The organism is Thauera sp. 63 (assembly GCF_000310165.2).
GTDB classification, from domain to species: domain Bacteria; phylum Pseudomonadota; class Gammaproteobacteria; order Burkholderiales; family Rhodocyclaceae; genus Thauera; species Thauera humireducens.
Genome location: NZ_AMXC01000003.1, coordinates 12,213 through 23,986, shown reverse-complemented (window position 1 = coordinate 23,986; position 11,774 = coordinate 12,213). Strand labels below are relative to the sequence as shown.

The window sequence follows — 11,774 nt, the reverse complement described above, 5'->3', positions numbered from 1 at the left end:
AAACGCGCCGCTCACGCCTGCGCCTTGTGGCGCGCGCGTGCAATCGTTCCAGATTTTCGCGCGGCCTGCCCCTTTTTCGCAGGCCCGGCCGGTCCGCCTGCTGCGCCACTCGCGCAGCCCTCCGGCCTCATGCTCGCCCCGGCGGAGACGAGCGCCTAGCCGCCGCACTCTTCAGGCATGCGCCGGCACAACGACAAGGAGCCCAAACATGGCCAAGGAAGAACTCATTGAAATGCACGGATCGGTTACCGAAGTCCTGCCCGACGGACGCTATCGCGTTACGCTGGACAACGGCCACAACCTGATCGCCTACTCCGGCGGCAAGATGCGCAAGCACCATATCCGCATCATCGCCGGTGACAACGTCTCGCTCGAGATGTCGCCCTATGATCTGACCAAGGGGCGGATCACCTTCCGCCACCTGCCCGGCCGCCCGGCCGGCTCGGCCTCGGCACCGCCGCCGCGCCGCCGCTGAAACGCTCAGCCCCGCAGACCCCTGCCGATTCGCAGGGGTCTTTTTTTGTCAGTCTGCCGGGCGAGCAGGAGCGTCGGAGCACCGTGATGCGGAACATTGCGTCGCGGGTGCTGTCACGATGGGGCTTGTGCCCGCACACACGGCTCAGCGCCCTCTGACCGCCATCGCCAAATGGCTCAGCCCCCCTGGAAAACGGAGAACAACATGAGTGAACGCAGCACCGAACTCGACCAGGCCGCCTTCGACAGCCTGCTGCCTACCGCACAGATGAACCGCCGCGGCTTCGTGACGACCCTCGCCGCAGCAGGATTCGCGCTTGCGGTCCAGCCCGTGCAGGCCAGTACCGTGATCACGACCGACGCCAGCGGCCTCGACGCCGGCAGCGCCACGGTCAAGGTGAGCGGCGGCGAACTGCCGGTCTACTACGCCCGCCCTGCCCAAGGCGACAAGCTGCCGGTCGTGCTCGTCGTGCAGGAGATCTTCGGCGTCCACGAGCACATCCGCGACGTCTGCCGCCGCCTGGCCAAGCAGGGCTACCTGGCGATCGCGCCGGAGCTGTTCTTCCGCCAGGGCGACCCGACCAAGCTCGAGAATGTCGCCGACATCCTGTCGTCGATCGTGTCGAAAGTACCGGACGCGCAGGTCATGGCCGACCTCGACGCCTGCGCCGAGTGGGCCGTCACCCGCGGCGGCGATGCTGCGCGCCTGGCCATCACTGGCTTCTGCTGGGGTGGACGCATCACCTGGCTGTACGCTGCGCACAACCCGAAGCTCAAGGCGGGTGTCGCCTGGTATGGCCGGCTCGACGGCGCCCCCTCGGACAACCAGCCGAAGCAGCCGATCGACATCGCCGCAAACCTGAACGCACCGGTGCTCGGCCTCTACGGCGGCCAGGACCAGGGCATTCCGCTCGACGATGTCGAGGCCATGCGCGAGGCGATCAAGGCTGCCGGCAAGCCGGGCGACATCATCGTCTATCCCGACGCCCCGCATGCCTTCCACGCCGACTACCGCCCGAGCTTCCGCAAGACCGAAGCCGAGGATGGCTGGAAGCGCCTGCTGGAGTGGTTCTCCAAGAACGTCTGATCGGCGCGCATCGCACCGACAACCCGGGCGGCGGGCGCGCTCGCCGCCACGGGAGGCGGGTCCGCGCGCGCCACGCCGGTGCCCGCCACCCAGCCGAATGCAACCCCGCACATTGCCGCGATCGCAGCGGACAACCAGCGCCACCAGCCACGCTTCATCCGTGCCTCCATCCTTGCTTGCACCCCGAAGTGCCAGGTTGGACGCGCGTGTGCCGTCAGTGTTCCGGCGTTGTGGCGGAAGCTTTCGAAACGGCGCGTGCCGTGCCATGCAGTTCCTCGAGCAGGCGCGCCGCGACGAGACCGTTGACCAGCCCGAAGACCACGGCAGCCAAGGCGAAGACCGGCAGCAGATAGAACACGCCGTCGTGCGGCACCAGCCACAGGCGGGCCACGACCAGTTGCGCACCGATATGCGCAAACGCGGCCAGGATGCTGTGGCTGACCGGACCGAACCAGCGCCGGGGCAAGTGCATTGCCAAGCCCAGCACCACGAGGCTGGCAATGGCGCCCGACAGGCTCAGGAAGAAGCCTGGCGCGAGGAACTGGCCCAGCAGCAGACTGCCCGCCAGCACGCGCAACAATGCCACCCACACCGCCTCGCGCCATCCCCAGCGCGCCAGCACGATCAGGGTGACGATGTTCGCCAAGCCCGGTTTGACCCCCGGCAGCGGCAGCGGGATGGCTGCCTCGGCCACCGTCAGGACGATGGCCGCCGCCGCATGACGGGCAATGCGGCGGTCTTTCTCCGTGGGGACGAGTTCAATAGTTGAGGGAGTCATAATCGGTGCCGCGCCCGCTCAGGCTCAGGCTGACCTCGTTAGGCGCACAGATCGCCACAGCGCCGGCCTGGGTCAGCCACCCCTGACGCACGCAGTACTGGCGCGGACCGGGGTCCGCCGCAACGCGGGCGCGACCGGGCTGGATCTCGATGCGGGTGGTGCCGATCGGGCCAGGCACGTCGATGATGCGGGCGGACTTGAGATCGACCTCGGCGACGACCTTGCCGCCCGCGCGGACAATGGCGGCATCCGGCCGCCCTCCCTGCCACAGCGCGACCAGCGAATACCCGCACACCAGCAAGCCGCCCAGCACGACCAATATGTCGCCCGGGCGGAGCAAGGCCCGCCAGGCGGCAGGCTCCGGACTCACGACGTAGACGAGACCACCGGCCGGGCAGACTGTGCAGCGGCCGCTTCACGGTCGGCGGCGCGCCGCGCGGCGGACCGATGGCGGACGATCACCCGAACCTGGTCACGGAAGCGGGCCGCCAGCCATTCGGCCAGATAGACCGAGCGGTGCTGCCCGCCGGTGCAGCCGATTGCAACCGTCAGATAGCTGCGGTTGTCGCGCACATAGGCCGGCAGCCAGTTGCCGATGAACTTGCGGATATCCTCCGCCATCCTTCCGACTTCGGGCAGCTTCTGCAAGAACTCGATCACCGGCTCATCACGACCGGTCAAGGGACGCAGAGCCGGGTCGTAATGGGGATTGGGCAGGCAGCGGACATCGAACACCAGGTCGGCATCGAGCGGAATGCCATACTTGAAACCGAAGGACTGGAACATCAGCGTCAGCCCGTCGCTCGCCTCGATCTCGATGAAATCCTTCACCCACGCACGCAGCGTATTGGGATGCAGGTCGCTGGTGTCGATGCGGTGGCCGAGTTCGGCAATCTGGGCCAGCGCATCGCGCTCGCGCTGGATGGCCTCCGCGACCGTGACGCCCTCGCCTGCCATCGGGTGGCGCCGCCGCGTCTCCGAGAAGCGCGCAAGCAGCGCATCATCGCGCGCCTCGAGGAAGATGAAACGCAGATCGTGCCCCGCTTCGCGCAAGGCATCGACCTGGTTCGGGAGGGCCGCGATGCTCGCACCCGAGCGCATGTCGACCGCCACCGCCACACGCCGCCAGCCCGCCCCTCGCAGATGCGTCACAAGTTGCGGCAGCAACACCGCCGGCAGGTTATCCACGACGTAATAGGCGGCGTCCTCGAGCACGTTGAGGGCGATGCTCTTGCCGGATCCCGACAGGCCGCTGATGAGTACGATCTGCATGCTTCTCCTTCAATGACGAAAGATACGCCAGCGGACACGACCGCCAGCGCATTCGACACCGTTCAAGCGCGACCGTCGCGCTTGTCTGCGCGTTTGACCCACAAGTCGGCGTTTTCGATCCCGAGCGCACGCGGATCGAACACAGGCTGGATCCGGCCCTTTGCCTGCTGCGCCTCATAGTCCCTCAGCGCCAGCATCGCCGGCTTCTGCAGCACCAGGATGGCTACGATGTTGAGCCACGCCATGATACCCACGCCGATGTCGCCCAGCCCCCAGGCGAGGTCGCTGGTCCGTACGCAGCCGTAGAGGGCAGAACCGATCAGCGCGATCCGCAACACGAACATCAGCGCATCGGAACGGATGTTGCGGGTCAGGTAGGCGAGGTTCGTCTCGGCAATGTAGTAGTAGGCCAGCACCGTCGTGAAGGCGAAGAAGAACAGCGCGATGGCCACGAACACGGCGCCGAAGCCCGGCAGCACCGACTCCATCGCCGCCTGGGTGAAGCCCGTACCCGCGGCGATGTTGGCCAGGCCGGTGAATACCTGCGTCCCGTCCGCGCCGGTCACGTTGTAGGTGCCGGTGATCAGGATCATGAAGGCAGTCGCGGTGCACACGAAGAGCGTATCGACATAGATCGAGAAGGCCTGCACCAGGCCCTGCGCCGCGGGGTGGCTCACCTCGGCCGCGGCGGCTGCATGGGGGCCGGTGCCCTGGCCCGCTTCGTTCGAATACACGCCACGCTTCACACCCCACTGGATCGCCAGTCCGATCATCGCGCCGAAACCCGCCTCGACACCGAAGGCCGACGAGACGATCAGGGAAATCACGCCCGGCAGCTTCTCGATGTTGAGCAGCACGACCACGGCCGCGGCGAGGATGTAGCCCAGCGCCATGAAGGGCACCACGATCTGCGTCACCTGTGCGATGCGACGCACGCCACCGAAGATGATCAGGCCCAGCAGGATCACGATGAGGGTGCCGGTCACCGCCGGCGCAATCCCGAAGGCATTCTGCATGCCCGCGGCGATGCTGTTCGTCTGCACGCCCGGCAGCAGCACGCCGCACGCGATCAGCGTCGCCACTGCGAACACGATCGCGTACGCGCGCCAGCCCAGGCCCTTTTCAATGAAGTAGGCCGGGCCGCCGCGATACAGGCCATGGTGCTCGGTCTTGTAGATCTGCCCCAGCGTCGATTCGATGTAGGCCGTTGCCGCCCCGAGGAAGGCGACCATCCACATCCAGAAGATCGCACCCGGACCGCCGAAGCCGATCGCAGTCGCGACTCCCGCGATGTTGCCGGTGCCCACGCGCCCAGAAAGGGCGATGGTCAGCGCCTGAAAGGAAGACACACCGGCCGACGAACTCTTGCCGGAGAACATCTGCCTCACCATCTCGCCAATATGGCGAACCTGCAGGAAGCGGGTGCGAACCGAGAAGTACAGGCCCACGGCGAGGCACAGGTAAACGAGTGCGGGACTCCACACCCAACCGTTGATCCAATCCACTGCTGCTTGCATGTTCTTGATTCCGAATGCACAGAAAGCAGGATTGTATCCGCTTGTTGCAGAACGCTGAGTTGATGCGTGGCCCGCCGTGCTCCGCCCGCGGCCGGCGCATCAACTCGTCGCGCCGCGCCGCCCCCGACGCACGCCGCGCGCGCCGGACAAGGCCAGCCACGCGCTGCCGAACAGGAGCAGCAGCAGGCCGATCCACAACAAGGACATGAAGGGGAACACCTTCACCACCACGATCGCAGGTCCGCCGCCTGACCCATCGAGGGCCCCGACGACAGCGGCCGGCGACACCCAGAACTGCACCGAGCGCGCCCAGCCCTGGTCGATCAGCGGCTGCAGCAGATAACCCGGCGTGCCGACATGACGTGCGTAGCGATAGTCGAGCAGCTCGCACACCTGCCGCAGCGGCCCATCGAAGCGCTCGGACGGCGCCCTCGCATCCCGGTACAGGGTCTGCCCGTCGAGCCGTTCACCGTCCGGGCCGCGCACCTCGATCGTCGTCAAGGCCTGCACCACGGACTGCGCGCCGACCGCACCATCGTTCGCCGCCCCGACACGGATCTCCGCAAGCCGGAGCGCATAGCCATGGCGATCCGTCGCCCAGGCGCTCGGGCCGCCGTCGAAGGCAATCTCGTGCTGGGTATAGCTGTTGAGCGCCGTCGCCAACAAGCCCCCCCACAAGGCCAGCGCGACGCCGGCGTGAATCGCAGCCAACGGCACGACGCTCGCCACCGCCTTGCGACCCTGCCGGCGCAGGACGTGCGCCGCCCACGCAATGCCGCCGAGGGCAAGGTAGGCACCACCGATCAAGCTGGCATCGAGCCACGGCAACACGGCCACGATCTGCTGCGACAGGATGCCCTCACCCGCATACGACCGCGTCACCACGCCGCCCCACGCCGCGTTGCCCCCGATAGCCACCACCGCCAGCAGCAGGGACAGGCGCCCAGCCACCACCGAGATCCGCCGGAAGAAGTACCAGCCGCCAACCAGCCCGAACCCGGCCAGCGGCAACAGGAGGTGAGCTGCGAGCACATAGCCGTCCACGTCCCACTGCTCGAAGGCCGCGCGAAGGGCTGCCAGCTCGCTGCCGGTCGTCAGGTTGCTCAGCATCGCAAGAAACGGCTTGTACGCCTCGGGCCGGGGCAGCTGCAGCACACCGGCACCAAACGCAGACAGCAACTGCACGGCGGCGACCGCCGCGGCGCCCAGGAAGCACAGCTGTGCCAGCCACAACCCGGAGGGCGCGCGCAGCCCCATGAGCCCGGCCCGCCGGCCCCCGTCGTTCTCCGTTGCCCTACCCGCGCCCCGGCCCGCCACCGCGCACCCCGTGGCGATCAGCAAGAGTGCAGCACCGAGCGCAAGATGCGCCATCCAGGAATCGGCGCCCACGTAGCGATGCGAACTTGCGAGTACCGGATTACGCGTTACTGCCATCGCCAGTGGCACGGCCGCCGCAGCGAGCACGCCGGCCCACGGCATCGCCCGCCAATGCGGGCGTCCCACGCCCCAGCCGGCCACGCCGTGCAGATGGGCACCCAGCAGGCACCACAGGCAGAAGACCGCAGTCTGTACCGGATCCCAATGCCACACCTGCCCGTACATCGCATCCTCGAACGCCCACAGCATGCCAAAGCCGATGCCCGCGGTGAGCACCAGCCAGGCACGGCGCGCATGCACTTGCGCAAGCACGGACCACGGCGCCGACACGCCGCGCAGGGCATCGAGCGCCGGTGCCGCGAGCGCCAGTGTCCACGCATAGGCGGCCAGCACCAGCGGCGCATGGAACAGCATCCAGGGCTTCATCAGGTGGGCGTTCATGCCCTGCGACGGCGACTGCGCCAGCCACTCGGCCGGCGTCGTGGCAAAAGGCGCCAGCCACAGCGCCGTCAGCCCAAGCCAAGCGGCGATCGCGGCGCTGAGCGAAAAACGGGTCGGATCGGCGCCAACGCCTGCCCGGCGCGCTGCAAGGCCGAGACAGCAGGCGGCGAGCATCAGCGTCGTGCCCTCGTCGCCGCCCCACAGGTTGGCGACCTTCAGGTGCAAGGGCAACTCGGCGCTGCTGTAGAGCCAGACATAGCGCAGCTCGAACCGGTCGGTGCCGAAGTGCCAGGCGAGGGCGACCACACACGCCCATGCCAGCGTCGCCGCAAGCGCCAATGCGCGCGCCCGCCCGGCCGGGCGTAGCGCGGCATGCAGGGCCAGCCCTACGGCCACCGCGAGAAGCAGCGAGCCGAATGCAGGCCACAACGCCACCAGCACAACGCCCGCCCCCATCGGCGCCCCACGGGACAAGGCGCCCATCTCAGCAGCCCTTCGCCTTGAAGACGTCGAGGAGGCCGGGCAAGCAGCCGGTTGCCCCAGCTGCTTCCGCAAGCCGCCCGATCACGAACGCACGCACTGACATCGCCGCCAGTTCAGGGGGGTTCATTCCGATTCCTCCTCGCTGCCCGTCAGGATCCTGAGCCGCCGACCCGCAAGCGCCGTCCTGCGCGCCGCCGCGTGGAGGCGGCGCGCAGGATGCTCACAGGGCCATGATCACCGACTTGCTCTCGGTATACAGATCGAGCACCGCACGCCCCATCTCGCGCCCGATGCCCGACTGCTTGTAGCCGCCGAAGGGCATCGAGGCGTCGAGGATGTTGTGGCAGTTGACCCACACCGTTCCGGCCTGGATCTTCGGCAGCAGCCGATGCACCCGCGACAGGTCGTTGGACCAGATGCTGGCACCCAGGCCGTAGGGCGTGTCGTTGGCGCGGCGGGCGACCTCGTCGAGATCGTCGTAAGGCATCGCGACCACCACCGGGCCGAAGATCTCCTCGCGCACCACCTTCATGTCGTCACGGGTGTCGACCAGCACGGTGGGCTTGACGAAAAAGCCCTCGCCCTCGCCCGCCATGCCGCCCGCCAGGGCGCGCGCGCCCTGGTCGAAGCCGCTGCGGATGTAGCCGAGCACGCGCTGCTGCTGGGTGGCCGAGACCAGCGGACCGATCTGGGTCGTGGGGTCGATGCCGGCACCGAGCTTCATGCCGGCGGCGATCTCGGACAGGCCCTCGACCACGCGTTCGAAGCGGCTCTTGTGCACATACAGGCGCGAACCCGCGCAGCACACCTGGCCCTGGTTGAAGAAGATCGCCTGCGCCGCGCCCGCGGCCGCCACCGCCGGATCGGCATCGTCGAGCACGATCACCGGGCTCTTGCCGCCGAGTTCCAGCGACACCCGCGTCATGTTGTCGAGCGCCGCCTTGCCGACCAGCTTGCCGATCTCGGTCGAGCCGGTGAAGGCGACCTTCTCGATGCCGGTGTGCGAGGCCAGCGCGGCGCCCGCGGTGTGGCCGTGGCCGGTCACCACGTTGAACACCCCGGCCGGGTAGCCCGCCTCCCGCACCAGCTCGGCGAAGCGCAGCGCCGACAAGGGGGTTTCCTCCGCCGGCTTGAGCACCATCGTGCAGCCCGAGGCCAGCGCCGGTCCCGCCTTCCACGCCGCCATCAGCAGCGGGAAGTTCCACGGGATGATCGCGCCGACCACGCCCACCGGCTCGCGCCGGGTGAAGCCGAAGAACTCGCGGTTGCGCACCAGCGGCACCGACACTTCCATCGTCGAGCCCTCGAGCTTGGTCGCCCAACCGGCCATGTAGCGCAGGAAATCCACCATCAGCGCCAGGTCGACCGCGCGCGCCATGGTCACCGGCTTGCCGTTGTCGAGCGCCTCGATCTCGGCCAGTTCCTGGGCGTTCGCCTCCACCAGGTCGGCCAGGCGCAGCAGCAGGCGCTCGCGGTCCACCGGGCGCATCTTCGGCCACTCGCCCTGCTCGAAGGCCTTGCGCGCCGCCGCCACTGCGCGGTCGATGTCGGCCGCCTCACCCGCCGGCACGCTGGCAAACACCTGCGCGCTGGCCGGGTCGACCACCTCCAGCGTGCCGCCGCCGACGGCCTCCAGCCACTCGCTGCCGATCAGCATGCGTTTGGGCTGGGCCAGGAACCGGCGTGTGTTGGCGCTCAGCAATTCGCCCTTGTATCGATCCATCTCTTGTCTCCGACTACTTGTGTATTGGTCTGGGGAAGGCGTCGTCGCCATCAGAAGTTGAACAGCATCACCGCCTGCAGATAGACGTTGCGCCGGTCGTTGCCCTGCGCCGCCTTCACGCTGTCACCGCGCGGCTCGTAGATACCGATCAGCGGCACGAAGGTGAAGTTGTCGTTGATCTGCCAGAAGGCGAACAGGTCGATCTCGCGTCCGTCGAGATCCGGGGCGTCGCCGATGGACTTGATGTCCCAGTACTGCAGGCTCACCGACAGGTCCGCACGCGGGGCCACCGTCAGCTCGACGCGATCGAGCTTGTTGCCGCTGTTGGCCGGGCCGGCGTAGTTGGCGGCGACTTCGCCCTGGAACCAGGTACCGAGGCCACGGCTCAGGCCGAAGAACAGTGGGTCGAAAGCCTCGTTGCGAGCGGTTCCGGCCTTGTCGGCCGAGAAGCGGGCGTGGCGGTAGTTCAGCGTCGGGCTCCACGGCAGGTCGGCAAAGGTCCAGCCGCCCTCGACCGTCCACGCGTCGGCGTCGTTCTTCACCGCGGCGCTGCCACCGCGCTGGTCGACGTACTCGAAGGACAGGAACAGGTTCTCCACCCCCAGGCTGCCCTGGCCGCGAACGCTGGTGATGCGCATGCCGTCGCGGCGGTCGAAGATGCCCAGCCCGGCGCCCTTGTCCACGTCGAGCACCTTCATCCAGCTCAGGCCCAGGGTGCCGTGGGTCTCGGACACGTACTCCACATTCAACCCGCCGAGCTCGGTGTCCTGCTGGTAGGGGTTGTCCGACTGCAGCCAGAAGGCATCGCCACGCAGCGGGCCGTCGGGGTCCACGCGCAGGATGGCCGTGTTGCGGAAACTCTTCTTCGCCGCCAGGTAGTAGGCGCCGCCACGGTCGACATCAACACCCAAGGCGTCAAGCCCCCTGCCGAGGTTGATGCGGTCGCCTGCAATCAGGAAGCCGTCTCCGAGCTGGAACTGCTGGCGACCGAACGAGAAATCGAGCAGGCCGCCAGCGCTGCGCCAGCCGAGGTAGGCATCCTCCAGATCGACATCGCGCTCGCGTCCGTTGGTGTAGCCGCCCGCGTCGCCGTCGCCCCAGGTGCCCTGCGCGATCGCGCCCAGCCCGCCATACAACTCGCCTTCGCCGGCGCGGGTCTTGCCGACCAGCACGCCATGCACGAAGGCTTCGCGCCACTTCTTGCCGCCCTCGGCAAGGTAGTCCTCGCTCGTCGAAAAGGCACCGGCCATGCCGTCCACGTTGAACCCCAGGGTGGTGCCATCGCGTTCGTAGAAATCTGCGGCCTGCGCGCTGCCCAGCGTGGCCAGCCCCGCGAGCAGGGCGGCCACGGTCGTGTGAATGCGCATGATGTTCGTCTCCTGATTGATTTTTTTTGGCGTGCGCGGGGCTCTCGGGGACGGTGAGGCCCCGATGAACGCCCCGCGACGCGGGTCAGCGGATCAGTACGTGTGCGTGCGGATTCAGCGCACGAAGACCTGCCCGGTGCCGAGCGACATGTCCCCGCCCGGCAGCTTCACCTGGCCGACCTTGCCCAGGGTGTCGGCGTCATGGATGGAGATGTCGTTGAAGGTGCCGGTGAGATAGAGCCGGCTACCTGACTGGTTGGTCAGCACCGTGTAGTAGGTGTGATCAAGCTCGGCGGCCTGCAGCAGCTTCTGCTGGGCGATGTCGTACTTGGTCAGGCGATGCAGCAGGCCGTAGATGATGTTGCGGTCTTTCGGCGAGCGGATGCCGGTGAAGTAGATCTCGGTCAGCGGTCCGAACTCGCGCGCCTCGGTCTCGCCATTTTTCAGGTTGACGTTCAGGAAACCGTACTGGTACTCGGCCGTCGCCATGTCCTGCTTGTCGTCCTGGAACTTCGCCGTGGTGTACAGGATGGTGAAGTCCCGGGTGGGCGTCTGCACCGGCCACAGGTAGAGCACGTCGAGCGGGGCATGCGTCGAACGTTGCCAGTCCCGGATCGGCAGCGCCACCGTCATGGCACCGGTCTTCACATCCACCTTGTAGATGTTCGGGCCCGCCAGGTAGACCGCGCCGTCGTCGCCCGACTGCATGATGTTGGCCTGGCGCGGGGCCGGGAAGGTGCGCACCGGCCTGGCCTCCAGGCCGGCACCGGTGTCGTAGACCGCGAAACGTGGCTCGCCGACACGATAGTGGTCGCGGTTGATCGTGGTCGGGTTCTGCACCGCATACAGTTCCTTGCCATCGGGGCTGATGGTGAAGGAGGCGATCGATTTGGCGCGCTCGTTATCGCCCTGCGACATCTCGGCGCGGAACGTGAGCTTGCAGGTATCGAGGTCGACGCCGTAGATCGTGCCGAAGCGGTTGTTGAGGATGTAGGCGGTGCGGCGGTCGGGGGCAATCTGCGTGACGCCCGGCCCGAACGCGTCGGGCAACGCGCAGGTCTTGTAGACCGTCTCGCTGGCCAGGTCGACCACGTTCAGGTTGTTCGGATAGTTGGCCACCATCAGGTACTCGCTGCCGGGCTTGAGCGCCAGCGACTCGTTGGCGGCGGCGTGCAAGGTGCCGGCGGCCAGGCAGGCGAGCGCAGCCGCGGTGCGGCGCAGGGCGCAGCCGATCATCGTTTTCTTCATGTCCGCC

General features: G+C 67.7%; 11 protein-coding genes. 2 read left to right on the top strand and 9 right to left on the bottom strand.

Annotated elements, in window-relative coordinates; genetic code table 11:
* The first annotated feature begins 208 nt into the window (after positions 1-208).
* Together infA and C664_RS03940 are read left to right on the top strand one after the other, a co-directional pair.
* On the top strand, positions 209-475 hold the full coding sequence (infA, locus tag C664_RS03945; protein WP_004253614.1) for a translation initiation factor IF-1: 267 nt from the start codon (positions 209-211) through the stop codon (positions 473-475).
* Positions 476-679: 204 nt separating this feature from the next.
* Positions 680-1,561 (top strand): dienelactone hydrolase family protein, encoded by an 882-nt coding sequence (locus C664_RS03940; protein WP_004253612.1) that lies wholly within the window; start codon positions 680-682, stop codon positions 1,559-1,561.
* Between the two features lie 214 nt (positions 1,562-1,775).
* Here the strand turns inward: C664_RS03940 and C664_RS03935 are convergent, their stop codons facing one another.
* The 9 genes from C664_RS03935 to peaD all read right to left on the bottom strand — a co-directional run bounded on the left by C664_RS03935 (position 1,776) and on the right by peaD (position 11,767).
* Complete coding sequence (locus C664_RS03935) at positions 1,776-2,339, bottom strand: Gx transporter family protein (RefSeq protein ID WP_198291473.1); 564 nt, start codon at positions 2,337-2,339, stop codon at positions 1,776-1,778.
* On the bottom strand, positions 2,320-2,709 hold the full coding sequence (locus tag C664_RS03930) for a NusG domain II-containing protein (RefSeq protein WP_038010893.1): 390 nt from the start codon (positions 2,707-2,709) through the stop codon (positions 2,320-2,322). The genes C664_RS03935 and C664_RS03930 overlap by 20 nt, the downstream gene beginning before the upstream one ends.
* Positions 2,706-3,611 carry an RNase adapter RapZ gene (rapZ, locus tag C664_RS03925; protein WP_004253598.1) on the bottom strand — a complete coding sequence of 302 codons (906 nt, stop codon included), beginning with the start codon at positions 3,609-3,611 and terminating at the stop codon, positions 2,706-2,708. The genes C664_RS03930 and rapZ overlap by 4 nt, the downstream gene beginning before the upstream one ends.
* Before the next feature lie 62 nt (positions 3,612-3,673).
* Positions 3,674-5,128 carry an alanine/glycine:cation symporter family protein gene (locus C664_RS03920; protein WP_004253595.1) on the bottom strand — a complete coding sequence of 485 codons (1,455 nt, stop codon included), beginning with the start codon at positions 5,126-5,128 and terminating at the stop codon, positions 3,674-3,676.
* A gap of 99 nt (positions 5,129-5,227) precedes the next feature.
* Positions 5,228-7,429, bottom strand: coding sequence for a cytochrome c biogenesis protein CcsA (gene ccsA, locus C664_RS03915; protein WP_004253586.1), 2,202 nt, complete (start codon positions 7,427-7,429; stop codon positions 5,228-5,230).
* A gap of 1 nt (position 7,430) precedes the next feature.
* A complete protein-coding gene (locus C664_RS21150) occupies positions 7,431-7,556 on the bottom strand; it encodes a hypothetical protein (RefSeq protein ID WP_269745292.1) in 126 nt (41 codons plus the stop codon).
* 93 nt (positions 7,557-7,649) lie between these two features.
* Positions 7,650-9,152: an aldehyde dehydrogenase family protein gene (locus tag C664_RS03910; RefSeq protein ID WP_004253584.1), complete on the bottom strand. Its 1,503-nt coding sequence runs from the start codon at positions 9,150-9,152 to the stop codon at positions 7,650-7,652.
* A gap of 50 nt (positions 9,153-9,202) precedes the next feature.
* Positions 9,203-10,519, bottom strand: a complete 1,317-nt coding sequence (locus C664_RS03905) for an alginate export family protein (RefSeq protein WP_004253581.1) — start codon at positions 10,517-10,519, stop codon at positions 9,203-9,205.
* Positions 10,520-10,633: 114 nt separating this feature from the next.
* Positions 10,634-11,767, bottom strand: a complete 1,134-nt coding sequence (peaD, locus tag C664_RS03900) for a quinohemoprotein amine dehydrogenase subunit beta (RefSeq protein WP_004253579.1) — start codon at positions 11,765-11,767, stop codon at positions 10,634-10,636.
* Positions 11,768-11,774: the final 7 nt, after the last annotated feature.